The 26760-nt window shown below is 73.2% G+C and carries 22 protein-coding genes; 18 read left to right on the top strand and 4 right to left on the bottom strand.

Features of this window, described 5'->3' with window-relative positions; genetic code table 11:
• Nucleotides 1-14 precede the first annotated feature (14 nt).
• The 7 genes from AC07FJ_RS27430 to sucD all read left to right on the top strand — a co-directional run bounded on the left by AC07FJ_RS27430 (nucleotide 15) and on the right by sucD (nucleotide 9380).
• Complete coding sequence (locus AC07FJ_RS27430; protein WP_479051986.1) at nucleotides 15-1169, top strand: ATP-binding protein; 1155 nt, start codon at nucleotides 15-17, stop codon at nucleotides 1167-1169.
• Complete coding sequence (locus AC07FJ_RS27425) at nucleotides 1166-3628, top strand: DUF5682 family protein (protein ID WP_479051985.1); 2463 nt, start codon at nucleotides 1166-1168, stop codon at nucleotides 3626-3628. The genes AC07FJ_RS27430 and AC07FJ_RS27425 overlap by 4 nt, the downstream gene beginning before the upstream one ends.
• Nucleotides 3625-4818: a VWA domain-containing protein gene (locus tag AC07FJ_RS27420; protein WP_479051984.1), complete on the top strand. Its 1194-nt coding sequence runs from the start codon at nucleotides 3625-3627 to the stop codon at nucleotides 4816-4818. The genes AC07FJ_RS27425 and AC07FJ_RS27420 overlap by 4 nt, the downstream gene beginning before the upstream one ends.
• Nucleotides 4819-4919: 101 nt before the next feature.
• The gene (locus AC07FJ_RS27415) at nucleotides 4920-5912 is read left to right on the top strand and encodes a hypothetical protein (RefSeq protein ID WP_479051983.1); all 993 of its coding nucleotides are present in this window, start codon (nucleotides 4920-4922) and stop codon (nucleotides 5910-5912) included.
• 118 nt (nucleotides 5913-6030) lie between these two features.
• Nucleotides 6031-6942, top strand: coding sequence for a hypothetical protein (locus tag AC07FJ_RS27410; protein WP_479051982.1), 912 nt, complete (start codon nucleotides 6031-6033; stop codon nucleotides 6940-6942).
• A 354-nt stretch (nucleotides 6943-7296) separates the two neighbouring features.
• On the top strand, nucleotides 7297-8475 hold the full coding sequence (gene sucC / locus AC07FJ_RS27405; RefSeq protein ID WP_361421118.1) for an ADP-forming succinate--CoA ligase subunit beta: 1179 nt from the start codon (nucleotides 7297-7299) through the stop codon (nucleotides 8473-8475).
• A 20-nt stretch (nucleotides 8476-8495) separates the two neighbouring features.
• Nucleotides 8496-9380 carry a succinate--CoA ligase subunit alpha gene (gene sucD, locus AC07FJ_RS27400; protein WP_361421115.1) on the top strand — a complete coding sequence of 295 codons (885 nt, stop codon included), beginning with the start codon at nucleotides 8496-8498 and terminating at the stop codon, nucleotides 9378-9380.
• A 101-nt stretch (nucleotides 9381-9481) separates the two neighbouring features.
• Here sucD and AC07FJ_RS27395 read toward each other — a convergent pair whose 3' ends face one another.
• Nucleotides 9482-10948: a helix-turn-helix domain-containing protein gene (locus tag AC07FJ_RS27395; protein WP_479051981.1), complete on the bottom strand. Its 1467-nt coding sequence runs from the start codon at nucleotides 10946-10948 to the stop codon at nucleotides 9482-9484.
• 116 nt (nucleotides 10949-11064) lie between these two features.
• On the opposite strand from AC07FJ_RS27395, the gene AC07FJ_RS27390 reads away from it, so the two are divergent.
• Nucleotides 11065-12528: a cell division protein PerM gene (locus AC07FJ_RS27390; protein ID WP_479051980.1), complete on the top strand. Its 1464-nt coding sequence runs from the start codon at nucleotides 11065-11067 to the stop codon at nucleotides 12526-12528.
• A 12-nt stretch (nucleotides 12529-12540) separates the two neighbouring features.
• Here the strand turns inward: AC07FJ_RS27390 and AC07FJ_RS27385 are convergent, their stop codons facing one another.
• Nucleotides 12541-13377 carry a hypothetical protein gene (locus AC07FJ_RS27385; protein ID WP_479051979.1) on the bottom strand — a complete coding sequence of 279 codons (837 nt, stop codon included), beginning with the start codon at nucleotides 13375-13377 and terminating at the stop codon, nucleotides 12541-12543.
• Between the two features lie 228 nt (nucleotides 13378-13605).
• Between AC07FJ_RS27385 and purN the strand changes: the two genes are divergently transcribed.
• The 3 genes from purN (at nucleotide 13606) to AC07FJ_RS27370 (ending at nucleotide 17047) form a co-directional block, all read left to right on the top strand.
• Complete coding sequence (purN, locus tag AC07FJ_RS27380) at nucleotides 13606-14223, top strand: phosphoribosylglycinamide formyltransferase (RefSeq protein WP_479051978.1); 618 nt, start codon at nucleotides 13606-13608, stop codon at nucleotides 14221-14223.
• Entirely contained in the window at nucleotides 14210-15763 is a 1554-nt protein-coding gene (gene purH / locus AC07FJ_RS27375) for a bifunctional phosphoribosylaminoimidazolecarboxamide formyltransferase/IMP cyclohydrolase (RefSeq protein ID WP_479051977.1), read from the top strand. Before purN ends, purH begins: the two co-directional genes overlap by 14 nt.
• A gap of 339 nt (nucleotides 15764-16102) precedes the next feature.
• Nucleotides 16103-17047 (top strand): hypothetical protein, encoded by a 945-nt coding sequence (locus tag AC07FJ_RS27370; protein WP_479051976.1) that lies wholly within the window; start codon nucleotides 16103-16105, stop codon nucleotides 17045-17047.
• 100 nt (nucleotides 17048-17147) lie between these two features.
• Here the strand turns inward: AC07FJ_RS27370 and AC07FJ_RS27365 are convergent, their stop codons facing one another.
• Nucleotides 17148-17735 carry a hypothetical protein gene (locus AC07FJ_RS27365; protein ID WP_479051975.1) on the bottom strand — a complete coding sequence of 196 codons (588 nt, stop codon included), beginning with the start codon at nucleotides 17733-17735 and terminating at the stop codon, nucleotides 17148-17150.
• 239 nt (nucleotides 17736-17974) lie between these two features.
• Here AC07FJ_RS27365 and AC07FJ_RS27360 point away from each other — a divergent pair, with 239 nt between their 5' ends.
• From AC07FJ_RS27360 to AC07FJ_RS27340, 5 genes are all read left to right on the top strand, one after another.
• Nucleotides 17975-18838, top strand: a complete 864-nt coding sequence (locus tag AC07FJ_RS27360; protein WP_479051974.1) for a bifunctional methylenetetrahydrofolate dehydrogenase/methenyltetrahydrofolate cyclohydrolase — start codon at nucleotides 17975-17977, stop codon at nucleotides 18836-18838.
• Nucleotides 18839-18861: 23 nt separating this feature from the next.
• A complete protein-coding gene (locus AC07FJ_RS27355) occupies nucleotides 18862-20271 on the top strand; it encodes a DUF3017 domain-containing protein (RefSeq protein WP_479051973.1) in 1410 nt (469 codons plus the stop codon).
• A gap of 71 nt (nucleotides 20272-20342) precedes the next feature.
• Complete coding sequence (locus tag AC07FJ_RS27350) at nucleotides 20343-21563, top strand: NADP-dependent isocitrate dehydrogenase (RefSeq protein WP_479051972.1); 1221 nt, start codon at nucleotides 20343-20345, stop codon at nucleotides 21561-21563.
• Nucleotides 21564-21916: 353 nt separating this feature from the next.
• Nucleotides 21917-23041: a helix-turn-helix domain-containing protein gene (locus AC07FJ_RS27345; protein ID WP_479051971.1), complete on the top strand. Its 1125-nt coding sequence runs from the start codon at nucleotides 21917-21919 to the stop codon at nucleotides 23039-23041.
• A gap of 302 nt (nucleotides 23042-23343) precedes the next feature.
• Nucleotides 23344-24333 carry a malate dehydrogenase gene (locus tag AC07FJ_RS27340; protein WP_479051970.1) on the top strand — a complete coding sequence of 330 codons (990 nt, stop codon included), beginning with the start codon at nucleotides 23344-23346 and terminating at the stop codon, nucleotides 24331-24333.
• 246 nt (nucleotides 24334-24579) lie between these two features.
• Here AC07FJ_RS27340 and AC07FJ_RS27335 read toward each other — a convergent pair whose 3' ends face one another.
• Nucleotides 24580-25818: an acyltransferase family protein gene (locus AC07FJ_RS27335; RefSeq protein WP_479051969.1), complete on the bottom strand. Its 1239-nt coding sequence runs from the start codon at nucleotides 25816-25818 to the stop codon at nucleotides 24580-24582.
• Nucleotides 25819-25924: 106 nt separating this feature from the next.
• On the opposite strand from AC07FJ_RS27335, the gene AC07FJ_RS27330 reads away from it, so the two are divergent.
• Both AC07FJ_RS27330 and AC07FJ_RS27325 read left to right on the top strand, forming a co-directional pair.
• The gene (locus AC07FJ_RS27330; protein ID WP_361421079.1) at nucleotides 25925-26179 is read left to right on the top strand and encodes a helix-turn-helix transcriptional regulator; all 255 of its coding nucleotides are present in this window, start codon (nucleotides 25925-25927) and stop codon (nucleotides 26177-26179) included.
• 2 nt (nucleotides 26180-26181) lie between these two features.
• Entirely contained in the window at nucleotides 26182-26754 is a 573-nt protein-coding gene (locus AC07FJ_RS27325; protein ID WP_479051967.1) for a hypothetical protein, read from the top strand.
• Nucleotides 26755-26760: the final 6 nt, after the last annotated feature.

The raw sequence follows: 26760 nt of genomic DNA, 5'->3' as shown, positions 1-26760 counted from the left end.
CTGGAGGGGGATCCATGACCGTGCCCGAAACCACCGAAGCCACCGCGCCCACCGCGCCCACCGGCGCAGACTCCGCCCCGGTCACCGGCGCCGAGCCTCTGCGGCCGCACGCCGAGGACGCGTTCGCGCACGAGCTCAAGGCGCTGGCGGCGGCCGACGACCGGCCCCGCCCCGCCCGCTGGCGGCTCTCGCCGTGGGCCGTCGCCACCTATCTGCTCGGCGGCACCCTCCCCGACGGCACCGTCATCACACCGAAGTACGTCGGCCCGCGCCGCATCGTCGAGGTCGCCGTCACCACACTCGCCACCGACCGCGCCCTGCTGCTGCTCGGCGTGCCCGGCACCGCCAAGACCTGGGTCTCCGAACACCTCGCCGCGGCGGTCAGCGGCGACTCCACGCTCCTCGTCCAGGGCACGGCGGGCACTCCCGAGGAAGCCATCCGGTACGGCTGGAACTACGCGCAGCTGCTGGCCCACGGTCCCAGCCGGGACGCGCTGGTGCCCAGCCCGGTGATGCGCGCCATGGCCGAGGGCATGACGGCCCGGGTGGAGGAGCTCACCCGCATCCCGGCCGACGTGCAGGACACGCTGATCACCATCCTGTCCGAGAAGACGCTCCCCATCCCGGAGCTGGGCCAAGAGGTCCAGGCGGTACGGGGTTTCAACCTGATCGCGACCGCCAACGACCGCGACCGCGGGGTCAACGACCTGTCCAGCGCCCTGCGCCGCCGCTTCAACACCGTCGTCCTGCCGCTGCCGGCGACGCCGGAGGCCGAGGTCGAGATCGTCTCGCGGCGCGTCGACCAGATAGGGAGCTCGCTCGACCTCCCCGCGACGCCGGAGGGCGTCGACGAGATCCGCCGGGTCGTCACCGTCTTCCGCGAGCTGCGCGACGGCGTCACCACCGACGGCCGCACCAAGCTCAAGTCCCCGTCCGGGACACTCTCCACGGCCGAGGCGATCTCCGTCGTCACCGGCGGCCTCGCGCTCGCCGCGCACTTCGGCGACGGCGTGCTCCGCCCCGGCGACGTGGCCGCCGGCATCCTCGGCGCGGTCGTCCGAGACCCGGCGGCCGACCGCGTCATCTGGCAGGAGTACCTGGAGACGGTCGTCCGCGAACGCGACGGCTGGAAGGACTTCTACCGCGCCTGCCGGGAGGTCTCGGCATGACGGCGAAGGCGAAGGCGACGGCGACGGCACGCGCGACCGCCACGAAGCCGCTGCTCCTCGGGGTGCGGCACCACGGCCCGGGGTCCGCCCGCGCGGTCCGGGCCGCCCTGGACGCCGCGAAGCCCCCGGCCGTGCTGATCGAGGGCCCGCCCGAGGGCGACGCGCTGCTCCCGCTCGCCGCCGACGAGCGGATGCGCCCGCCCGTCGCCCTGCTGGCGCACGCGGTGGACGACCCGGCCCGGGCGGCGTTCTGGCCGCTGGCGGAGTTCTCACCGGAGTGGGTCGCCGTGCGCTGGGCGCTCGACCACGGCGTGCCCGTCCGCTTCATCGACCTGCCGGCCACCCACTCGCTGGCCATGGCCGCGGACCCCACCTGGGGCGACGGGGACGAGGAGGAGGCCGACGGCGTCCGCGTCGACCCGCTCGCCGTGCTCGCCGAGACCGCCGGGTACGACGACCCGGAGCGCTGGTGGGAGGACGTCGTCGAGCACCGCGGGCCGCGCGGCCCGGTCGGGGCCCGCCACGGGCCCCCGGGCGACGTCGAAGGCACGGACGACGGAGGCATGGACGACGGAGGCACGGACGACGGAGGTTCCGATCCCGTCGCCGTCTTCGACGAGCTCGCGGAGGCCATGTCCGCACTGCGCGAGGCGTACGGACACGGCGGCCACCGCCGGGACCTGATCCGCGAGGCCTACATGCGGCTCCAGCTGCGCGCCGAGCGCAAGACGTACGGCGACGGCGTGGCCGTCGTGTGCGGCGCCTGGCACGTGCCGGCGCTCGCGGCGAAGAACACCGTCACCGCCGACCGCGCCCTCCTCAAGGGCCTGCCCAAGGTCAAGACCGAGATCACCTGGGTGCCGTGGACCCACCGCCGCCTCGCCCGCCACACCGGCTACGGCGCGGGCATCGACTCCCCCGGCTGGTACGGGCACCTGTTCAGCGCACCCGACCGGCCCGTCGAGCGCTGGCTGACGAAGGTCGCCGGGCTGCTGCGCGACGAGGACCGGATCGTCTCCTCGGCCCATGTCATCGAGGCCGTACGCCTCGCCGGGACGCTCGCCGTCCTGCGCGGCCGCCCGCTCGCCGGGCTCACCGAGACCATGGACGCCGTACGGGCGGTGATGTGCGACGGCTCCGACGTGCCGCTGGACCTCATCAGGGACCGGCTGATCGTCGGCGACGTGCTCGGCGAGGTGCCGGACAGCGCGCCCGCCGTCCCGCTGCAACGGGACCTGACCCGGCTTCAGCGCACCCTGCGCCTCAAGCCGGAGGCCCTGGAGCGCGAGCTCGACCTCGACCTGCGCAAGGAGACGGACGCCGAGCGCAGCCGGCTGCTGCACCGCCTGCGGCTGCTCGGCATCGACTGGGGCGATCCGGACGGCGGGCGCGGCTCCACCGGCACGTTCCGGGAGGGCTGGCGGCTGCGCTGGCAGCCGGAGCTGCACGTGCGCGTGGCGGAGGCGGGTGTGTGGGGCACCACGGTGCTCGCCGCCGCCACCGCCAAGGCCGAGTCGCTCGCGGTGTCGGCCACCGCGCTGGCCGATGTGACCGCGCTCGCCGAGCGGTGCCTCCTGGCCGGGCTGCCCGACGCGCTGCCCGTGGTGATGAAGGCGCTCGCCGACCGGGCCGCGCTCGACGCGGACGTCGGCCACCTCGCCCAGGCGTTGCCCGCGCTGGCCCGCTCCCTGCGGTACGGCGACGTGCGGTCCACGGACACGGCCGCGCTCGGCGAGGTCGCCACCGGCCTCGCGCTGCGCGTCTGCGTCGGGCTGCCGCCCGCCTGCGCGGGGCTCGACGCGGACGGCGCCGCCGAGATGCGCGGCCACCTCGACGGCGTCCACACCGCCATCCGGCTCCTGCCGGAGGCCGAGGCCGAGGAGGTCACCGCCCGCTGGGGCACCGTCCTGCGCGGCCTCGCCGGCCGGGACACCGTGCCAGGAGTGATACGCGGCCGAGCCGCCCGGCTGCTGCTGGACGACGGGCGGCTCGCCGAGGAGGAGGCGGCCCGGCTGATGGCCCTCGCCCTCTCGCCGGGCACGCCGCCCGCTGAGGCGGCGGCCTGGATCGAGGGGTTCGTCGGCGGCGGCCCGGGAGCCGGTTCCTCCGGCGGGGGCATGCTCCTCGTCCACGACGAGCGGCTGCTGGGCCTGGTCGACGCCTGGCTCACCGGGGTCCCGGCGGAGGCGTTCACCGACGTACTGCCGCTGCTGCGGCGCACGTTCGGAGCGTACGAACCGGGTGTGCGGCGCACGCTCGGCGAGCTGGTGCGGCGCGGCCCGGCGGCACCCGGCGCAACGGCGGCGGGCCGCGCCGCCGAGCCCGGCGCACCGGGCTTCGGCCCGGGCCTGGACGAGGAGCGCGCGGACGCCGTCGTGCCGCTGGTGCGGCTGTTGCTCGACGGCGCGCGGGACGCGCACGGCATGGACGACGACGACCTGGTGGGGGCGGCACGATGAGCGAGGTCACGGCCAAGGCCAAGGCCAAGGACAAGGACGAGGACGAGCGGCTGCGGCGCTGGCGGCTGGTGCTCGGCGGCGGAGCGGCCGACGGGACCGGCCGCGCGCTCGCCGGAACCGACGCCGCCATGGACGGCGCCCTGGCCGCCCTCTACGGCGAGAGCGGCGGCCGGGGCAGGACCGGGCGGGACCGTTCGGCCGGGCTGGGAGCGTCGGCGCCGTCCGTCGCCCGCTGGCTCGGCGACATCCGCACGTACTTCCCGAGCTCTGTCGTCCAGGTCATGCAGCGCGACGCGATCGACCGTCTCGGTCTGTCGACGCTGCTGCTGGAGCCGGAGATGCTGGAGGCGGTCGAGGCCGACGTGCACCTCGTCGGCACGCTCCTCTCCCTCAACAAGGCGATGCCCGAGACGACGAAGGAGACCGCACGGGCCGTCGTCCGCAAGGTCGTCGAGGACCTGGAGAAGCGGCTCGCCACCCGCACCCGTGCCACGCTCACCGGTGCGCTCGACCGCAGCGCGCGCGTCAGCCGCCCCCGTCACCGGGACATCGACTGGGACCGGACGATCCGGGCGAACCTGAAGAACTACCTCCCCGAGCATCGCACCGTGGTGCCCGAGCGGCTCATCGGCTACGGCCGCGCCTCGCAGTCCGTCAAGAAGGACGTCGTCCTGTGCATCGACCAGTCGGGGTCGATGGCGGCGTCCGTCGTCTACGCCTCGGTCTTCGGCGCGGTGCTGGCCTCCATGCGGTCCATCGCCACCCGGCTCGTCGTCTTCGACACCGCCGTCGTGGACCTCACGGACCAGCTCGACGATCCGGTCGACGTCCTCTTCGGCACCCAGCTCGGCGGCGGCACGGACATCAACAGGGCGCTGGCCTACTGCCAGTCGCAGATCACCCGCCCCGCCGAGACCGTGGTCGTCCTCATCAGCGACCTCTACGAAGGAGGCATCCGCGACGAGATGCTCAAGCGGGTCGCCGCGATGAAGGCGTCCGGCGTGCAGTTCGTGGCGCTCCTCGCGCTCTCCGACGAGGGCACACCGGCGTACGACCGCGAGCACGCGGCGGCGCTCGCGGCACTGGGCGCCCCGGCGTTCGCCTGTACCCCGGACCTCTTCCCCGAGGTGATGGCCGCCGCCATCGAGAAGCGCCCCCTACCCATACCGGACATGGCGACCCATCAGTAACACCGGACTTGCGTGACCCCCCGAGGCTCGTGCAAGCATCAGCGCGCCGTATGCGGAGTCCGAACCTCGACTTCCGCCGCCCTGGAAGGACTCCGAACGCCGTGACCGCCGCAGCAGCCGTGCCGGTTGCCGCCCTGCGCCTGGTGCGCGGAGCGGCCCGGCGGCACGCGCCGCGGCACCGCACGCTCGGCGCGCGGGCGCTGACCGCCGCGCTGTTCCTCGGCGGCCTGCTCGCCCTGGGCTTCCTCTGCGGCGGACAGGCGTACGCGGCGGACCCCACGCCGGGCGCGGCGCCGGGCACACAGGTCACGCAGGCCACGCACGTCATGCAGGTCCCCGCCGAGCGGCTCCGCGCCGCCGAGCCGGGGGCCGCCGCGCCCCGCGCCACGGAAGCCGTCCGCGAGGCCGCCGACCGTACGGGCGTAGCCGCCGAAGCCGCCGAAGCCGCCGAAGCCGCCGAAGCCCCCGACGCCGCCGACGTGGCCGACGCGGCCCAAGCCGTCGAGCCCGTTGGCGGGGCCGTCGCCGTCGCCGCCGGTGCGGTGCGGGACCTCGGCTCGGGTCTCACCGGAACCCTTCCGCCGGGTCCCGTCGAGCGCCCCTCGGCGCCCGGCCTGCCCGGCCTCCCGGTGGCGCCCGAGCTGCCGCAGGCCCCGGCACCCGCGGAGGCCGGAAGCCCCGGAGCCCCACCCGTCGCCGGAACCGCGACCACCACGACCGGCACCGGCGCCCGTACGGGCTCCGCGGCCCCGGCCGCCTCGCACGCGGACAGCGCCACCCCGGCGAGCGGCGAGCGCATACCCGGGTACGGCGAGGGCCACCGGGCCGCCACACCCACCACACCCGCCACGCCCGCCACCGCCGTCGCGCTTCCCGCGGCGCCGCCCACCGCCCCGGAGCCGTGCTCCGGCGGTGTGTGCCTCCCGACCGCCGGTGTCGGCGCCGGTGACAGCGGTTCGCCGCGCGGCGCCGACCAGCACGCCGCGCAGTCGGCGTCGGTCCCGTACCCCGGGCCCGTACGCGGCGCCGGACTGCCGGCGACCGTCGCCCCGGTCCACGACCGACCGCACGACATCCTCGAATTCCCCGGCTAGGGCAGACCGTCCCCCGTCCAGGACGCCCAAGACCTGCCGCGCGGGGGCGGGACAGGTCTGCCCGCCGTCACCCCATCGGTGACACCACACACGGAATTCGAAGGAACCGACGCACCCCATGAACAAGAACATCCGCCGTTCCATAGCCGTCGCCGCCACCGCCACCGGCATGTGGGCCATCGGCACCGCGGCCGCCAGCGCGGCCGAGGTCAACGTCTCCGTGCCGCTGTCGACCCCGGACAAGGTCGTCGACGCGGTGGAGGACACCGCCCAGGACACGGTCCAGGACGTCACGCAGGACGCCAAGACCGATGTGAACACCGTCGCGTCGGCCACCACCCCCACCGTCCAGAACGTCCAGGGCGTCACCCAGGACGTCCAGGCCGAGGTCCAGCAGGTGCAGGGCGCCGTCACCCCGGCCGTGGACACCACCGTCGACACCGCCACGGGCGAGATCGACTACCTCTTCGGCCCCCTCGCCTCCTTCGCCCACGAGGTCCACGGCGATCCGGTCGGCACCGCGACCCCGATCCTCGACGGTGTCGCCCAGGACGTCCTGCCGCCCATCGCCGACCGCGCCGTCGACGGAGCCGTCCCGGTCGCGGGCCAGGCCGTCGGTGACGCCGGCACCCTCGCCCAGGGCGTCGTCTCCGGCGTGCAGCCCTTCGCTGGCGGTGTCGTCGCGGACGTCCCGCCGCTGGCGTACGGCGTGACGGGCGAGGTCCAACCGTTCGCGTACGGGGTGACGGGTGCCGTGCAGCCGTTCGTCCAGGCGGTCGTCGACACCGTCTCCGACCACGTCCAGCCGGTGGTCGACGGCGTCGGCGGCAGCGCGACCGGTCTGGCGTACGGGGTGACGGGCGAGGTGCAGCCGTTCACGCAGGGCGTCACCGGCGACGCGCAGACGTTCGGGCAGTCCGTCGTCTCGCACGTCACCGCCGACGTCCAGCCGCTCTCCGCCAACGCGGTCACCGGCGTCCAGTCCACCGTCCAGTCGGTCACCCCGGACTACCTCCCCTACGGCGGCTGATCACCGGACCGGGTCACCGGGCCGGACCACCGGGCCGGATCACCGAGCCGGACCACCGGGCCGGTTCACCACGTCTGGTCCGCTACGAAATCCGTAGCTACGGGCGGTCTCACAACCCGTGAGGCCGCCCGTTTGAGGTCTGTGCCTGTGACAGGTATCACCGCGCGGGTGTGACCTGTGATTTAGGGACCCAGGTCCTACGGGGATAACCTGCGAGACGGACATGCCGCGTCCACGGACACCGTGTACGCCTCCCTTGTGACAGCGCAGTCACGTTGCCCTCCGCCCGGTCCGGGCGCGCGGCACGCCCACGCAGACAACGAACCGCGATCACCAGAAAAGGGACGGACGCGCGTGGACCTGTTCGAGTACCAGGCGAGGGACCTCTTCGCCAAGCACGGTGTACCGGTGCTGGCCGGTGAAGTCATCGACACGCCTGAGGCGGCGCGCGAGGCGACCGAGCGACTGGGCGGCCGTTCGGTCGTCAAGGCGCAGGTGAAGGTCGGCGGCCGCGGCAAGGCCGGCGGCGTCAAGCTGGCCGCCAGCCCCGACGAGGCCGTCGCCCGCGCGACGGACATTCTCGGCATGGACATCAAGGGCCACACGGTCCACAAGGTGATGATCGCCGAGACGGCACCCGAGATCGCCGAGGAGTACTACGTCTCGTACCTCCTCGACCGCACCAACCGCACCTTCCTCGCCATGGCCTCCGTCGAGGGCGGCATGGACATCGAGGAAGTCGCGGCCACCAAGCCCGAGGCCCTGGCGAAGATCCCGGTCGACGCCAACGAGGGCGTCACCGAGGCCAAGGCCCGCGAGATCGTCGAGGCCGCGAAGTTCCCGGCCGAGGTCAAGGACCAGGTCGCCGAGATCCTCGTGACCCTGTGGAAGACCTTCGTCGCCGAGGACGCGCTCCTCGTCGAGGTCAACCCGCTGGCCAAGGTCGCCGACGGCCGGGTCATCGCCCTCGACGGCAAGGTGTCCCTGGACGCCAACGCCGACTTCCGCCACCCCGAGCACGCCGAGCTCGAGGACAAGGCCGCAGCCAACCCGCTCGAGGCTGCCGCCAAGGCCAAGGGCCTCAACTACGTCAAGCTGGACGGCGAGGTCGGCATCATCGGCAACGGCGCCGGCCTGGTCATGTCGACGCTCGACGTCGTCGCGTACGCCGGTGAGGCGCACGGCGGCGTCAAGCCCGCCAACTTCCTCGACATCGGCGGCGGCGCGTCCGCCCAGGTGATGGCGAACGGCCTGGAGATCATCCTCGGCGACCCGGACGTCAAGTCCGTCTTCGTCAACGTCTTCGGTGGCATCACCGCCTGCGACGAGGTCGCCAACGGCATCGTCCAGGCGCTGCAGCTGCTCGCCGACAAGGGCGAGGAAGTCACCAAGCCGCTGGTCGTGCGCCTCGACGGCAACAACGCGGAGCTGGGTCGCAAGATCCTGTCGGACGCCAACCACCCGCTCGTGCAGCGCGTGGACACCATGGACGGCGCGGCCGACAAGGCCGCCGAGCTCGCGGCTGCGAAGTAAGGGACGAGGTCAGAAACACCATGGCTATCTTCCTGACCAAGGAAAGCAAGGTCATCGTCCAGGGCATGACCGGTGCCACGGGCATGAAGCACACCAAGCTCATGCTGGGTGACGGCACCAACATCGTCGGTGGCGTGAACCCCCGCAAGGCGGGCACGACCGTCGACTTCGACGGCACCGAGGTACCCGTGTTCGGCACGGTCGCCGAGGCGATGGAGAAGACCGGGGCCGACGTCTCCGTCCTCTTCGTCCCGCCGGCCTTCGCCAAGTCCGCCGTCGTCGAGGCCATCGACGCCGAGATCCCGCTGGCCGTCGTCATCACCGAGGGCATCGCGGTCCACGACTCCGCCGCCTTCTACGCGTACGCCGTCGAGAAGGGCAACAAGACCCGGATCATCGGCCCGAACTGCCCCGGCCTCATCACGCCGGGCCAGTCCAACGCGGGCATCATCCCCGGCGACATCACCAAGCCCGGCAAGATCGGCCTGGTGTCCAAGTCCGGCACGCTGACGTACCAGATGATGTACGAGCTGCGCGACATCGGCTTCACGTCGTGCGTCGGCATCGGCGGCGACCCGGTCATCGGCACCACCCACATCGACGCGCTCGCGGCCTTCGAGGCCGACCCCGAGACCGAGCTGATCGTGATGATCGGTGAGATCGGCGGCGACGCGGAGGAGCGGGCGGCCGACTTCATCAAGGCCAACGTCACCAAGCCGGTCGTCGGCTACGTCGCGGGCTTCACCGCCCCCGAGGGCAAGACGATGGGCCACGCCGGTGCGATCGTGTCCGGCTCGTCCGGCACCGCGCAGGCGAAGAAGGAGGCCCTCGAGGCCGCGGGCGTCAAGGTCGGCAAGACCCCGACCGAGACGGCCAAGCTGGCGCGCGCCATCCTCGCCGGCTGACCTGCCTGAACAGCTGAACAGCCTCTGAACAGGCTGTACCGCACTGCCGCACAGCGGATGGGCCCGCTCCCGGATCTCCGGGGGCGGGCCCATCCGCGTGTTCAGCGAGGGTCCGGGAGGAGCCGTGGCGGACCGGCGAATGGCAGGCCGCGCAGCGCGTCGCGCAGCTCCTCGTCCTCCGGGGTCAGCCGCTGCGGTCCGCTCAGCACCGGTACGCCGGCGATCGCCTCGCCCGGCGCGAGCGGCGGCTCGTACGCGGTCGGCGCCGTGGCCAGCGTGAACGCGGTCGCGCCGACGATGAGCGTGGTCAGGCCGATGGCCGCCCGCGTCCAGGTCCTGGCGCGGCGCTCGCTGCCCGTACGGACGGCGCGGGGCAGGGCCAGCACCATGGTCGGGCCCTTGGCGAGCAGCTCCGCGAGGCGTTCGTGGAGCGCGTCCGGGTCGGCCAGCTCGGGCAGCCGCTCGGCGACGGCTTCCCGCGCACCCAGGATGCGGTGCGCGGCGGCCGGGGTGCTCGCCTCCAGCTCGGCGGCGGTCTCGGGCAGGTCCATGCCGAGGCCGTCGTAGAGCAGCAGGGCGCGGCGGTACGGCGGCGGCAGGTCGAGCACCGCGCCGCGCAGCGCCCGGGCGGCGCGGTCGGTGGTCGGCGGGTCGGGGTGCCGGTGGGTGGGGCGCAGCCGGTGCCAGGGGGAGAGGGCGTACGCGTGCGCCGCCGCGCGCACCCACCCGGCGGGGTCAGGGTCGACGGCGACCTCCGGCCAGCGCTCCCAGGCGAGGTGGAAGGCGTACTCGACGGCCTCGCGCGCCAGCCGGCGCCGCCCGGTGAGCAGGTATGCCTGCTGGAGGACGGCGGGGGCGGCGCAGGCGTACAGCGCGTCGAAGGCGTCGGAGGCGGTGGCGGGCGCCTCGGACGTCTCGGGTGCCTCGGAGGTCTCGGACGTCTCGCACGCCTCCGGAGTCTCCTCCGCCTCCTCCGCCACCTCCGACTTCTCCGCCTCGGATGTCGCGGACGTCTCGGAGGCGTCGGCGGCGTCGGCGGCGTCGAGGGCGACGGGACCGGATTTCTCCGCGCTCTGCGGCGCCGCGGCTGCTTCCGGGGCTTCCTTCGCAGGCGCCGGCTCCTGTGCCTTCTGGGGCTCCTGGGGCTCCTGCGACGCCCGTGCCTCCTCCGCCTCCTCCGGCTCCTCAGGCTCGGGCTCCGGTTCCGGCCTCTGCGCGCGTGAGGCGTCGGGCGCCGTGGTGCTCTGCGGACGCCGGCGCTCGGCCCGTGGCGCCTGCTGGGAGGTGCGCGGCCGGGTCTGGCCCTTCGCGGCGGACTTCGCCGACTTGTTGGCCGGCTTCGCCCCCGCCGTGGCGGCCTCGTGCGCGCGCAGCAGCTTCACGTACGCCTCGCGCTTGCGCCCGCGCGGGCTCGACCGCCCCGTCTCCCAGGAACGCACGGTCGCCTTGGTGACCCCGAGGACCTCGGCGACCTGGCTCTCGCTCAACGATCTCGCCTCACGCAGTCGTCGCCGCTCCTTGGGGGACGGGAGCGGCGGCGCGGAGCGGGTCGTGGTGCTCTGGGTCATGGGAGGCTCCCCGCGGCGCTGCACGCGACGAAAAAGTACATAACCGTATATTGAGCGACACAGCGGGCAATCTCCCGTTACGCAGAGAAAGCGCGTGTCGTTGGCAGCATGGCGCCGTGACTCGCGCGACGGCCGTGACGGCCATGACCAGGATCACCGTGAGCGGTGTGCGCGGCGCGCTCGCCGCAGGGCTCGGGCTCGGCTCCGTCACCGTCCTGGTGATGGTGATGTGGATCAGCTCGCCCTACCCGGACCGGGGCCCGGACGGGGCGTTGCACGTCGCCGCCGCGGTGTGGCTGCTGGCCCATGGGACGGAGCTGGTGCGGGAGGCCGGAGCGCCACCGGCCGGGGCGCCGGCGCCCGTCGGCGTCGTACCGCTGCTGCTGCTCGCGCTGCCGGGCTGGCTGGCGTACCGCACCACGCGCGATGTGGCGCCCGGACCGGCGTTGAGCGTCGTCGGCGGGGTGACCGCGGGGTACGCGGTCGTCGGCGCGGGCGCCGTGGCGTACGCGCTCGGCGGCCCGCTGGCCCCGCAGCCGCTCAGCGCGGCGCTGCACCTGCCGCCGCTCGTCGCGCTCGCGGCGGCGGCCGGGGTGTGGACGGCGAACGGCCGCCCGGCCGGGCCGCTGCCGCGTTGGCTCCCGCAGTGGCTGCGCGTGGAGCTGGCCCGCTCGCGGACGGGTGTCGCGGCACGCGCCGCCGCGGCCGGTCTGGTGACGCTGGTGGGCGGCGGAGCGCTCGTGGTGGCGGTGTCGCTGGTGTGGCACCTGGGCGCCGTGCGGGACGGGTTCGTGGGCCTGTCCGACACGTGGGCCGGGCGGACGGGGGTGCTGGTCCTGGCCGTCGCGCTCCTGCCCAACGCGGCGGTGTGGGGCTCGGCGTACGCGCTCGGCGCGGGCTTCGCCCTCGGCACGGGCGCGGTGGCCACGCCGTTCGCGCTCACCGGCGACCCGGCGGTGCCGCTCTTCCCCCTTCTCGCCGCGGTACCGGGGGAGGGGCGCGGAACCTGGCCGCACTGGGCGGCCGCGGCGGTGCCGGTGGTGGCGGGCCTGGTGGTCGCCTGGTTCGCGGGGCGGGCGGAGTCGGTACGGAGCGTACGGGACACGGTGCTGGCGGCGTGCGCGGCGGCGGCGCTGTGCGGCGCGGGCGCGGCGGTACTCGGCGCGGCGGCGGGCGGGCCGCTGGGGGCGGGGCGGCTGGCGGAGTTCGGGCCCGTGGGCTGGCGCGTGGGCGCGGCGGCCCTGGCGTGGACGGCGCTGCTCGGCGTCCCGGGAGCGCTCGCGGTACGTGCCTGGCGTCTGCGGGGCGCCACCGCCGTACCCCCCGCGGTTCCTCTCCCCGCCCCGGCTCAGGCCCCTGCCCTGGTGGCGGCGTCCGTGCCCGCCGAGCAGGAGCGGGTGGACGAGGACGCTGCCGAGCCGTACGGGGTGCTCCCGGCGGCCTGGGAGACGCCGGCTGTCACCGCCCAGGCCCCTGACACCGCCCTCGACACCGAAGAGCCGGATACGGAGGAGGACCCGCCGGAGGAGGTCCCGCCGGAAGAGGACCCACCGGAAGAGGACCCGCCGGTCAGGCCGTGAGGGCCGAGCCGGCTACTCCTGTACGCCGAAGACGTCGCGCAGCGGCGTCGGCAGCAGTTCGTTGCAGGAGAGCTGGCCCGTCTTCGTCAGGGCGTCGTCCACGCAGCTGTAGTAGTCGCGGTAGACCAGCTGGACCGTGAAGGTCGCCGCCACGATCGCCAGGGCCAGCGCCGCCGTCACCAGGCCGCTGAGCGCGGCCGTGCGCTGGGGGCGGGTCCCGGGGCGCGGGCTTCCGGAGCCGGCCGGGGCTCCCGGAGCGGCGACCGGAGCCGGAGCCGGGGCGGGGGGCGCGGGAGCCGTCGGGGCGGGGGAGCCCTCGGTGGAGGCGGCCGGTGCCGTGGCGGGCTTGGCGCGCAGGGAGCTGATGCCCCAGTAGAGGGCCAGCGCGCCGAGCAGCAGGGCGATCTCCGGGAAGTCGAAGAGCGCGAAGAAGAACGCCCACATGCCCGACAGGAGCGCGTAGCGGGCGCGCCGCTGGGCCGGGTCCGTCGGGTCCCAGCGCAGGGCCGGGCCCTGCTGGGTGCCGCCGGGGCCGCCGCCGGAGCCGCCGCCCTGCTGGTCACCGTTCGGGCGGCTGCCGAAGCCGCCGGAGGAGCGGCCGGGCTGCCGCGGGCTCCACTGGCTGCCCCAGGCGGGCCGCTCGGACCGGTCGTCGCCCGAGTCGTCGTCGCCGTTCTCGGGGCGGCGCGGCTGCCACGGCTGGTCCGGCCGGCCCTCGGGGGGCGGCGCGAACGGATTGTTCTCGTCCCCGGACGTCCCGGAGGTCCCGGGCGCCGACCCGGGCGTCGACCCGGGCGTGGACGCGGGCGTGGACGTGGACTCCGTGGACGGGCGGTGGCGGTCCGGCATGTGGTGAACGTCTTCCCCTCAGACCCGGTGTGCGCAAAGGGCCTTGTGTTGTCGTGTCCGTCCGTTCGGGACGGCTCCCTCCCAGACGCTACCCCCCGGCTCCGCCCCCGTCCCGTGGGGGCGGCTCGGTGTGCCGGTATCGTTGCTGACGGTCGGCTCGTTCGTAGGGTTCCCCGTGTCGAGGGGCGCGATTCATTCGTACGACCACACAAACAAGGAGTTTCCCCCGTGGCTGCCGCCCGCCTCGTCGTCCTGGTCTCCGGGTCGGGGACGAACCTGCAAGCCTTGCTCGACGCCATCGGTGACGATCCCGAGGCGTACGGCGCCGAGATCGTCGCCGTCGGCGCCGACCGCGACGGCATCGCCGGTCTGGAGCGGGCCGAGCGCGCCGGGCTGCCGACGTTCGTGTGCCGGGTCAAGGACCACGCTTCGCGCGAGGACTGGGACCGCGCGCTCACCGAGGCGACCGCCGCGTACGCACCGGACCTGATCGTCTCGGCCGGGTTCATGAAGATCCTCGGCAAGGAGTTCCTGTCCCGGTTCGGCGGGCGGATCGTCAACACGCACCCGGCCCTGCTGCCCAGTTTTCCCGGTGCCCACGGAGTGCGGGACGCGCTCGCGCACGGCGTGAAGGTCACCGGATGCACCGTCCACTTCGTCGACGACGGCGTCGACACCGGCCCGATCATCGCCCAGGGTGTGGTCCAGGTCCGGGACGAGGACGACGAAGCCGCTCTCCAGGAGCGCATCAAGGAAGTCGAGCGCACGCTGCTCGTCGAGGTCGTGGGGCGTCTGGCCCGGCACGGCTACCGCATTGAGGGACGAAAGGTTCATGTCGGTGAATAAGCCCATCCGTCGCGCGTTGATCAGTGTCTACGACAAGACGGGGCTGGAAGAGCTCGCCCGCGGGCTGCACGAGAACGGCGTCGAGCTGGTCTCCACCGGCTCCACCGCCGCGAAGATCGCCGCGGCCGGGGTCCCGGTCACCAAGGTCGAGGAGCTCACCGGCTTCCCCGAGTGCCTGGACGGCCGCGTCAAGACCCTGCACCCGCGCGTGCACGCCGGAATCCTCGCCGACCTGCGCCTGGACGCGCACCGCGAGCAGCTCGCCGAGCTGGGCGTGGAGCCGTTCGAGCTGGTCGTCGTGAACCTCTACCCGTTCCGGGAGACGGTCGCCTCCGGCGCCACGGCCGACGAGTGCGTCGAGCAGATCGACATCGGCGGCCCCTCCATGGTCCGCGCCGCCGCCAAGAACCACCCCTCCGTCGCCGTCGTCACCTCCCCGGCGCGCTACGGCGACGTCCTCGCCGCGGTCCAGGCGGGCGGCTTCGACATGGCCGCCCGCAAGCGCCTGGCCGCCGAGGCGTTCCAGCACACCGCGGCGTACGACGTCGCCGTCGCCTCCTGGTTCGCCGACGACTACGCCGCCGCGGACGACAGTGGTTTCCCCGACTTCCTCGGCGCCACGTACACCCGCGAGAACGTCCTGCGCTACGGCGAGAACCCGCACCAGGGCGCCGCGCTGTACGTCGACGGCACCGGCGGGCTGGCCGAGGCGGAGCAGCTGCACGGCAAGGAGATGTCGTACAACAACTACACGGACACCGACGCCGCGCGCCGGGCCGCGTACGACCACACCGAGCCGTGCGTCGCGATCATCAAGCACGCGAACCCCTGCGGCATCGCGGTCGGCGCGGACGTCGCCGAGGCGCACCGCAAGGCGCACGCGTGCGACCCGCTGTCGGCCTTCGGCGGCGTGATCGCCGTCAACCGCCCGGTCTCCGTGGCCATGGCGGAGCAGGTCGCCGAGATCTTCACCGAGGTCATCGTCGCGCCCGACTACGAGGACGGCGCGGTCGAGGTGCTCGCCCGCAAGAAGAACATCCGCGTGCTGCGCGCCCCCGGCGCCCCGTCCGCCCCGGTCGAGGTCAAGCCGATCGACGGCGGCGCGCTGCTCCAGGTCACCGACCGCCTCCAGGCGGACGGCGACGACCCGGCCAACTGGAGCCTCGCCACCGGCGAGGCGCTCTCCGCCGACGAGCTGGCCGAGCTGGCCTTCGCCTGGCGCGCCTGCCGCGCCGTCAAGTCCAACGCCATCCTGCTCGCCAAGGACGGCGCGAGCGTCGGCGTGGGCATGGGCCAGGTCAACCGCGTCGACTCCGCGAAGCTCGCCGTCGAGCGCGCGGGCGAGGAGCGGGCACGCGGCTCGTACGCCGCGTCGGACGCGTTCTTCCCGTTCCCCGACGGCCTGGAGATCCTCACCGCGGCCGGCGTCAAGGCCGTGGTCCAGCCGGGCGGCTCGGTCCGCGACGAGCAGGTCGTCGAGGCGGCGAAGAAGGCGGGCGTGACGATGTACTTCACGGGGACGCGCCACTTCTTCCACTAGATGCCGAACTGGCGGAGCCCCCCGCCGGCATTAGCCGGGGTGATTCGCCCAAAAAACGAAGGACGTTAATGCGCCACTGGCGAATTAACGTCCTTCGTGCTTACGGGTGCGCTGCATCGGCGCGTTGTATTGAGGCCTGGCGGCTGTAGTTACGGTTCCCCCTTTCTGTGGCACGCGCGCCTGCTGGCATAGCAGGGCCGCATTGGTGCGCTGAAGCTCAAATCTAGCTCAACGATATGGGAATCAGTGGCGCCTGCATGCGAGAGTATTGATCGAGATCGCTCGGGACTTTCTGACCAAAAGTCCAAGCCTGCCTGGCTGAATAGAGGTGGTCTCGCCATGGAAACGGGAGATAGAATGAATTACAGGTCTCGCGCTGTCGGCGCCCTTGTCGCAGCCGCCACGGTCGGCTCACTCCTTCTCGCCGGGGCACCCGTGGCCTTGGCCCAACCGGGAACCGCTGACGAAGCCGCGCGCGCGGCGGCGGTGATCGAGCAAGCCACCGGCACGGACGACCTCGTGTCCCTCCGCACGGCCGCTGGTGACGGAGTCAAGGTGACGGTCCCGGCGGAGTCCGGGGGGCGCATAGAAGGGCCCACCGCGGACGGTGGCTCCTTCAGTCTTGGCCTGCCGGAGACGAGGAGCGTCAAGGGCATCGCGTCCGAAAGCGGAACCGTCGTGTATCCGGACTCGGCCGAGGCTACCGATCTGGCGGTCCAGCTCACCCAGGACGGATCCGCCCGGGCTCTGATCACGTTGAAGGACAGCAGCGCCCCGACGGAGCACCGGTTCGACCTCGATCTGCCTGACGGTGTCGAGCTCCAGCCGGACGGCCGCGGCGGCTACCTCGCGGTGAAGCAGGACGCCGGCGGCGCGACCGTCGTCGGCGCGATCGCTGCGCCTTGGGCCAAGGACGCACTCGGCGAGCCGGTTGCCACTCAATACAGGGTCGAATCGGGCGCGTTGGTTCAGACGGTCGAAGTGAACCAGGATACGGCGTTCCCGGTCGTAGCTGACCCCAAGATTTCCTTCGGTGCAGGTATTTACATCAATTACTCGAAGAAAGAAGTAAAGGCCCTCTACGGCAAGGTGACCTACCTCAACGGCGCAGCCACCGTGTGCTCCATCGGCGGCCTGGCGGGAATCCCTTGTGCTGTGGTTACCACGGCCGTGGCCACCAAAATCAAGAACACCTGGGAGTACGCCAAGAACAACGGCCGCTGTATTGAGGTGAAGCTCTCCTACACGGGTATGTTCTCGGGAATCAAGCACTACAGCTGCTGATTGCCGGCCCAGCCGGGGCTCGCGGCCTGTTCCGGCATGAAACAGGCCGCGGCCCCACTGCTGTCGAGCAGTGGGGCCGCGGCCTGAGTGCGGCGTCGCCTTAGTACCGCGGGCGCTTGAACCACGCCGCACCGTCCGCCTTCGAGACGAAGACGATGACGAGGATCAGCAGCACGATGTGGACGATGCTGAGCGGGAAGAACGGGTAAATGCTCAGCAGGAGGCCGATCGACGCGTACACGATGATGCCGACGCGTGCGCCGTTGCCGCCCTTGCCGCACTGGAGCGCGAGTGCGATCGACGCGATGAGGTAGACCACCGCGAGGGCGATGAGCGCGTAGAGCACACCGGAGGAGAAGTCGGCGAAGGCGTCGAAGCCCTCGGTCGTCTGCAGCTGCTGGTCTTCCTTGAGCTTGTTCACCGCGGCGAGGCCCAGGCCCAGCAGGATGATGCCCACGACCTGGAGACCGGCGATCACCCACATCATGACCTGCGCGGCCTTGACGCCACCCGGCATCTGCTGCGGCGCGCCGGCGTAGCCGCCGCCGTACGCCGGGGCCGGCGGCGGGGCGGCCGGGTAGCCGTAGCCGGGCTGCTGGGGCTGGCCCTGCTGCGGGTAGCCGTAACCGGGCTGCTGCGGCTGGCCCTGCGGCTGGCCGTAGGGGTTGTTCGGGTCGCCGAAACTCATGGCGTGTTCCTCCGTTGGATGGGTGCGGGGACGGCGCGGCCCGCGCGGAGGAACGAACTTTCACATGTATTGAGCGGTTTGGCCCCCCGGCACTGCCCGCGGCACTGCGCGGATCATCGTGGTCGTACCATCTCCTTTTTGTCCAGTCGGAATCTGTACGTGTTGTGCAAGTGCAACCTGGCGTTCCACCGGGGTGCGCGAATTGGAACCCGGGCGGGTTCATCCGCGAGGATGGGGCCATGACCGCCCAGATTCTCGATGGCAAGGCCACCGCAGCAGCGATCAAGTCCGACCTGGCCGCCCGTGTGGCGGCCCTGAAGACCAAGGGCATCACGCCCGGTCTCGGCACCGTCCTGGTCGGCGACGACCCGGGCAGCCAGAAGTACGTCGCGGGCAAGCACCGCGACTGCGCCGAGGTCGGCATCGCCTCCATCCAGCGGGAACTGCCCGCCACCGCCACGCAGGACGAGATCGAGGCGGTCGTACGCGAACTGAACGAGGACCCCGACTGCACCGGGTACATCGTGCAGCTGCCGCTCCCCAAGGGCATCGACGAGAACCGCATCCTCGAGCTCATGGACCCGTCCAAGGACGCGGACGGCCTCCACCCGATGAACCTCGGGCGCCTCGTGCTGAACGAGCCCGCCCCCCTGCCCTGCACCCCGAACGGCATCATCACGCTGCTGCGCGCGCACGGCGTCGAGATCAGCGGCGCGGAGGTCGTCGTCGTCGGCCGCGGCACGACCATCGGGCGCCCGATGCCGCTGCTGCTCACGCGCAAGTCCGAGAACGCCACGGTCACGCAGTGCCACACGGGTACGCGCGACCTCGCCGCGCACCTGCGCCGCGCCGACATCATCGTGGCCGCGGCGGGCGTACCGCACCTGATCAAGCCCGAGGACGTCAAGCCGGGCGCCGCCGTCCTGGACGTCGGCGTCAGCCGCGACGAGAGCGGCAAGATCGTCGGTGACGTTCACCCCGGCGTCGCCGAGGTGGCCGGGTGGCGCGCCCCGAACCCGGGCGGCGTGGGCCCGATGACCCGGGCGCAGCTGCTGGTCAACGTCGTCGAGGCCGCGGAACGCGCCGCCGCCACCGCGAGCTGAGCCGGACCGGAGAGGGCGACCCCATGGGCGTACGGGCGAACGAGGACCCCGCGACCGCGACCGCTGCCGCCGAGGCGGCGCCGGTCGGCACCGATGCGGCCGCGGCCGGCGGCTCCACGGCACCCGGGCCCGCGGGGCGCGAAGCCGCCGAGGACGAGGCGCCGGCCGGCGCCTCGGGCCCCGGCGAGGGCGGCCACGCGCCCGGCGCCGCCGACGGCGTCCCCCCGGACGCGGGCGCCGACAGCCCCGCGAGCCCCGCACAGGAGCCCCAGCCGGGCGGCAAGCCCCCGGCTGCAGGCACCGCGCCCGAGGCCGAGCCCGGCCCCTCGGCAGATGCCGCGCCCGAGGCGCCGGAAGGGCAGAGCAGCCCGGCTGCAGGAGCTCCGTCCGAGGCCTCGCAGGCCGAAGCCGACAACGCCGCTGGAGCCTCGCCCGAGGCCTCGCAGGACCAGCCCGCCAACGCCGCGGACACCGCGCCCGAGGCCCCGCAGGCCGGGACCGACAAGGGCAGCACCGACGCGGGCACCGCACCCGAGGGCCCGCAGGCCGGGACCGACAAGGGCAGCACGGACGTGGGCACGGCGGCCGAGGCCTCGCAGGCCGGGACCGACAAGGGCAGCACCGACGCAGGCACCGCGCCCGAGGCCCCGCAGGCCGGGACCGACAAGGGCAGCACGGACGCGGGCACCACGTCCGAAGCCCCGCAGGCCGGGACCGACAGGGGCAGCACGGACGCGGGCACCGCGTCCGAGGGCCCGCAGGCCGGGACCGACAGGGGCAGCACCGACGTGGGCACGGCGTCCGAGGCCTCGCAGGCCGGGACCGACAGGGGCAGCACGGACGTGGGCACGGCGTCCGAGGCCTCGCAGGCCGGGACCGACAAGGGCAGCACCGACGCAGGCACCGCGTCCGAGGGCCCGCAGGCCGGGACCGGCAAGGGCAGCACGGACGCGGGCACCACGTCCGAGGCCCCGCAGGCGCAGGTGCAGGACGGCACGGGCGCCGGGACCGCGCAGGAGGATGCGCCCGCGCCGCGGCACACGCGGCGGCCGCCCGCCATGACGCGGGACACCGCGCGGCCCGAGGGCGGCGGGCGGGCGGCGCCCGGGGACGCGCCCGCGCCCGCGCGGCAGTGGCCGCTGCTGACCGTGCTCGGGGTCGCCACGCTCGGGCTGGTCGTCGTCGGGCTCGACCCCTTCCCGCAGGCACCGCGGATCGGGGCCATCCTCATCGGCCTCGCCCTGCTCACCGGTGCCGCGCTGCGCCGCGCCGTGCCGTCCGTCGGCATGCTCGCCGTACGGTCGCGGTTCACCGACATGGTCACGTACGGCCTGCTCGGCGTGGTGATCGTGCTGCTGGCGCTGATGACGCAGCCCAACCCGTGGCTGGAGATCCCGTTCCTGGAGAAAGCCGTCCGGTTCACGGTGCGTTAGAGGCGCGTACCTTCCGTGCACACATGGGGTGAGAGACCGACCCGGCCCCGCGCGAGAGGGACGTTCGCCCCATGGTCAAGATCAAGGTGGCCACTCCCGTCGTCGAACTCGACGGCGATGAGATGGCCCGCATCGTCTGGCGGTTCATCAAGGAGCGGCTGATCCTGCCGTACGTGGATGTCGAGCTGCGCTCCTTCGACCTCGGCATCCAGCACCGCGACGCCACCCGCGACCAGGTGACGGCCGACGCCGCGCGGGCCGTCAAGGAGTACGGCGTCGGCGTCAAGTGCCCCACGATCACACCGGACGACGCGCGCGTCGCCGAGTTCGGTCTCAAGGCGAGGTACCGCCCGCCCGGCGCGACCCTGTGGGAGGCGCTCGGCGGTGCGGTCTTCCGCGAGCCGGTCCTCGTGGGCGCCGCGCCGCGCCCGGCCAGACCGGTCGTCGTCGGCCGCCATCCCTTCGGGGACCAGTACCGGGCCACCGAGCTCAGGGTCCCCGGCCCCGGCACGCTCACCCTCAGCTTCACCCCCGCCACCACCACCGGTCCCGCCGCCGACCCGGTCGAGCTGGAGGTGTACGCGTTCGAGGGCCCGGGCGTCGCGCTCGCGATGTACAACGTCGACGCGTCCATCCGCGACTTCGCGCGCGCCTCCTTCCGCTACGGGCTGGCCCGCGGCTACCCGGTGTACCTCTCGACGAAGAACACCGTCCTGAAGAAGTACGACGGCCGCTTCAAGGACCTCTTCCAGGAGGTCTTCGACACGGAGTTCACGGAGGACTTCGACGCCGCCGGGCTGACGTACGAGCACCGCCTCGTCGACGACATGGCCGCCTCGGCCCCGGCGGGCGAGGGCGGCTACGTCTGGGCGTGCAAGAACTACGACGGCGACGTCCAGTCCGACGCCCTGGTGCGGTGGGCCGGTTCGCCCGGGCTGATGACCTCCGTGCTCATGGCCCCCGACGGCCGGACCGTCGTGACGGAGGCCGCGCACGGCACCGTCACCCGCCACTACCGCCGCCACCAGCAGGGCAAGGCGACGTCCACCAACCCGATCGCCTGCGTCCACGCCTGGACCCGGGGTCTGGCGCACCGGGGCCGCCTGGACGGCACACCCGAGGTCGTCGACTTCGCCGAGTCGCTGGAGGAGGTCTGCGCCGAGACCGTCGAGGGCGGCCAGCTGACGAAGGACCTCGCCGCCCTGGTCTCCGGGGACCAGCCGTGGCTGACCACGGAGCAGTTCCTGGAGACCCTCGACACCGGGCTGCAGAAGAAGATGGCGGCCCGCTGACGGCGGGGGCGACGGCGACCGTCCCCTCCCCCGAGCAGGACGGGCGCCGTCACCTGCGTAAAGAGTCATGGACGCGCCAAGAGAGGGCAAGGTGTGTCCGGTCCCTGTAGCGCGGAGGTGACCATTCCGGCATGGTGTGATCGACCCGCAACGGATGCGAAACTGGGGCGGCGACAGGACGACCCGGCGTGTGGGGGCACCCGGCCGTCCCGTTCGCGCCCCTGCGCCCCCGCCCGAGGAACTGACATCCTGGCTACGCGCATCCCCCTCGGTGACACCCGTTCCGGGGGGCGGCAAGGGGGCACGCGGAGCGGGGAGCACATCAGGCACGTACGGGGGACAAGGGGGAGGCAATGCCTCGTTGGAAGGCGCTACCGGAGGAGCTCGACCCACAGGTCAAGGAGTTCACCCATCAGCTGCGTCGGCTGGTGGACCGCAGCGGACTGAGCATCGCCGCGGTCTCGGACCGCACCGGTTACAGCAAGACGTCGTGGGAGCGCTATCTCAACGGGCGCCTGCTCGCGCCCAAGCGGGCGATCGTCGCCCTGGCCGAGGTCACCGGCACCAACCCGGTGCACCTCACCACCATGTGGGAGCTGGCGGAGCGGGCCTGGAGCCGCGCCGAGATGCGCCACGACATGACGATGGAAGCGATACGCATCTCCCAGGCGCGCGCCGCGCTCGGTGAGTTCGGCGGTGACGCCGGCCCCGGCGCCGACGGCTCGTCCCGTACGAAGACGGCGAAGCCGGTGAAGTCGGCGCAGGCGGCGCAGGCGGCGACGTCCGCACCGGCGTCCCCGGGCGCCGACGGCGGCGCTGGGAGCGGCGGCGCGGGCGCCGTCCGTCCGTCCGTCATACCGCCCGACGGAGGCCCCAACGGCCCCGCCCGGCGCGGCCCGGCGACCCGGCCCGCGCCCACGCCCACGGACCGGGCGCCCGAGCCCGCACCCGCGCGGGCGCGGCGGCGGGGCGGCAAGAGCAAGGTGCCCATGGTCCTCGCGGGCGTGCTCGGCGTCCTGCTGGTGGCCGTCGGCGCCTACCTGGTCTCGGGCCTCGGCGGCGACGAGGACGGCCCGGGCGGCACACCCGTGGCGAAGTCGCCGTCCGCCTCGCCGAGCACCAGCGCGTCCGAGCCGGTGCCCGAGGGCGTCAAGTGCACCGGCGACGACTGCACGGGCCAGGACCCGGAGGCCATGGGCTGCGGCGGTCAGTACGCCACGACGGTCGCCTCCGCGACGGTCGGCACGGCGAAGGTCGAGGTCCGATACAGCAAGACGTGCGGCGCCGCGTGGGCCCGGCTCACCCAGGCGAAGGCGGGCGACACCGTCCGGATCACGTCCGGCGACGCGACCCAGAACGGCGCCGTGAAGATCGACACGGACGCCTACACGCCGATGGTCGCGGCGGCCGAGGCCGCCGACGCGAAGGCGTGCGCCACACTGGCGACCGGCACCAAGGGCTGCACCACCGAGGAGTGAGCGCCCAGGGGCGAGCGGCCCACGGGTGAGCGCCCAACGGCGAGCGGCCCACGGGTGAGCGCCCAGGGGTGAGCGGCTCGGGGCGGTCGGGCCGCGGGTGATTCAGTGAGCCGCGACACAAGGGGGCGGGGGTTGAGGGGGGTCCGGGTCGGATAGCCTGACCGCTGGATATCTCTTCACGTCGAGACACCGATCGATCACCCGGTCGATCCACCGGCCGCTCGGCCGGCCGGCTCAACGCAGAGGGGTGTCCAGCACCAGGGGCAGGGACCCCCACCGCCAGCTGTCTTACGGAGATCGCCATGACCCGCACTCCCGTGAATGTCACCGTGACCGGCGCGGCCGGCCAGATCGGTTACGCGCTGCTCTTCCGCATCGCCTCCGGCCACCTGCTCGGCGCGGACGTGCCGGTCAAGCTCCGCCTCCTGGAGATCCCGCAGGGCCTCAAGGCCGCCGAGGGCACCGCGATGGAGCTCGACGACTGCGCGTTCCCGCTGCTGCGCGGCATCGACATCACCGACGACCCGAACGTCGCCTTCGACGGCGCCAACGTCGCGCTGCTCGTCGGCGCCCGCCCGCGTACGAAGGGCATGGAGCGCGGCGACCTGCTGGAGGCCAACGGCGGCATCTTCAAGCCGCAGGGCAAGGCCATCAACGACCACGCCGCGGACGACATCAAGGTGCTCGTCGTCGGCAACCCGGCCAACACGAACGCGCTCATCGCGCAGGCCGCCGCCCCGGACGTACCGGCCGAGCGCTTCACCGCGATGACCCGCCTGGACCACAACCGCGCGCTGTCGCAGCTGGCGAAGAAGACCGGTTCCCAGGTCTCCGACATCAAGAAGCTGACGATCTGGGGCAACCACTCGGCCACCCAGTACCCGGACATCTTCCACGCCACCATCGGCGGCAAGAACGCCGCCGAGGTCGTCAACGACGAGAAGTGGCTGGCCGACGACTTCATCCCGACCGTCGCCAAGCGCGGCGCCGCCATCATCGAGGCCCGTGGCGCCTCGTCGGCCGCCTCCGCCGCGAACGCCGCGATCGACCACGTGTACACGTGGGTGAACGGCACCGCCGAGGGCGACTGGACCTCCATGGCCATCCCGTCGGACGGCTCCTACGGCGTCCCGGAGGGCCTGATCTCCTCCTTCCCGGTCACCTGCAAGGACGGCCGGTACGAGATCGTCCAGGGCCTGGACGTCAACGAGTTCTCGCGCTCGCGCATCGACGCGTCGGTGCAGGAGCTGGTGGAGGAGCGCGACGCGGTCCGCGGCCTCGGCCTGATCTGAGGAACCCGTCGCCGGACGGAGTCCGGCGCGGCTCCTCGAAGCCTGTGAGGCCCGCCAGGGCCGAGCAGTGCGAGAGGAGCCATCGAGGATGGGTCGCGGTCCGCGGTCTCGGCCTGATCTGAGGAACCCGTCGCCGGACGGAGTCCGGCGCGGCTCCTTGAAGCCTGTGAGGCCCGCCAGGGCCGAGCAGTGCGAGAGGAGCCATCGAGGACGGGTCGCCGTTCGCGGTCTCGGCCTGATCCGACCTCACGAGTTCGTCCGCGTACGGACCTCACCGCCCCCGGTAGCCGACCGCTGCCGGGGGCGCGGTGTTTCCGTGGCGCCCGGCGCGCCCGCGCCCCCGACCGCCCCGCCCGCGACGCCCTCCACGTACGGCCGCCGGAGCCGCAGGAACGGCAGTTCGATGGCGTGGTACGTCACGAACGACACCGCCACCGTCAACGGCAGCGCCACCAGCAGCGTCAGCAGGAACGCCTCGCCCACCGGCGGCAGGACGCCGGGGAACCAGGCGTACTCGCACAGCAGCGTCAGCACCATGAAGTGCGTCAGGTACACCGAGAAGCTGACCTCCCCGAGCCGGGCCAGCCACCGTGACACCCGGCCCTGCCCGCCGCCGGACCCGTCCTTCCCGCCCTCCCCGGCCGCCGCCACGTACGCGACGACCACCAGCGCCCACACGGCCCCCTCGGCGCCGCTCCACGCCAGCTTCAGCGGGCTGTCGGAGACGTACCCGTGGAGCTGGTTGTACGACCAGAGCGCCCCCAGCGCCAGGCTCAGCGCCCCCGGCGCCAGCCATCGGGCCGCCGCCCGCAGCCGCTCGCGGTGGTGCGCGTACGCCCAGGCGGCCAGCATGCCCAGCAGGAACTGGTCGATGCGCCCCGCCAGGCCCAGGTAGAGCGCCGCCGTGTGCGGCGCGGGCGCCGGGCTGCTGAGCCACACCAGCGCCCGCAGCAGGGACACGGCGGCCAGCAGGCGCAGCAGGGCGCCCGGTCCACGCTCCGTCAGGAGCCGGTTGAGCAGCGGGAAGACCAGGTAGAACTGCATCTCCACGCAGAGCGTCCAGAACACGCCCCCGTAGGGCAGGCTCGGCGTCGCGAACGTCAGGATCCGCAGCAGGTCCTGGAAGGTCGGCAGGGAGACGTGGGTCGCCAGGCCGAGGAAGGCGATCACCAGGTACAGCGGGTAGACGCGCAGCAGCCGGTTGGTGAGGAAGCGGCCGTAGTGGATCGGGCGGCCCTGCGCGCCGACGGTGAAGATGAAGCCGGACAGCACCATGAAGAGCGCGACGCCCGTGTGGCCTTCGAAGACGAGGGTGGCGGCGGGGTTCGCCGAGTACAGCCAGTCGGTCCCGGCGACGAAGCGCGGCCGCCCCTCGATGCGCGCGCTCAGCAGCTGGCAGCCGTGGTAGAGCACCACGAGCACAGCGGCGACGGCCCGCAGGTGGTCGACGGGGGCGAGGTAGACGCGGTCGTCGCTGCTGCGCATGGACGCACCCTAGGTCGCCCCGGTCGTGGGGCCGGGGAGCGACGCTCCTTCCGGTCATCCATTCGGATCATTGCGTAAGTGCGATCGAATGTAGTACTTCTTATACATGAGCGAGCAGGTGCACAACAGGCTGGCGATGGTCCGGGCCGAGCGGAAGGTGTCGCGACAGGCCCTCGCGGAGGCCGTGGGCGTCCACTACCAGACCATCGGCTACATCGAGCGGGGCCAGTACAACCCCAGCCTCGACCTGGCGTTGAAGATGGCCCGCTTCTTCCGGCTGCCGGTGGAAGCGCTGTTCTCGCTGGAGCCGTTCCAGCCGCTCACCAGTGAGATCTACGGGGAAAACGGGAGGAACCAGTAACCATGACCAGGTCCACGACCACGACCACGCCCATGAGCACGGCCATGACGGCGACCGCCACGCGCCACGACCGGCGGATGTACGCGCTGATGAACCGGCGCGAGGCCGCCGCGCTGTACGCCACGGCGGCGCGCAGGCGCGCGGTCGTGGCGGCGCACGTCCTGATGACGCTCGCCTCCATCGCCCTGTGGCTCCTCATGGTCCTGGACGGCGACGCCCTCTGGCCCGCCGTCGCCCTGCTCGCGCTGGTGCTGCCCTGGTGCGTCGCCACCGGCGCCATCAACGCCGCCACGCGCGGCCTGCTCGAACTGCGCGGCCGGATGCTCGATGAGCGCCAGCTCACGGAGCGCGACCGGGTGCGGGCGCTGGCGCACCGGATCACCACCGGGCTCCTGCTCCTCTCCGCCGCCGTCATGGGCGCCGTGACGTGGTTCGCCGACGTGCGGTTCGAGGGGCTCGCCTTCGCCGTGCTGTTCAGCGCGCTCGTCATCCACTGGGTGATGCCGCTGTGGGTGGCCGGTCTGCGCGCCGAGGACGACGAGCCCGACCCGTACGGGGACCCCGTAGCCGAGTGACCAAAC

This window comes from Streptomyces sp. NPDC045998 (assembly GCF_056430285.1).
The sequence above is the reverse complement of the archived record's forward strand: the minus strand, read 5'-3'. Positions and strand labels throughout refer to the sequence as shown.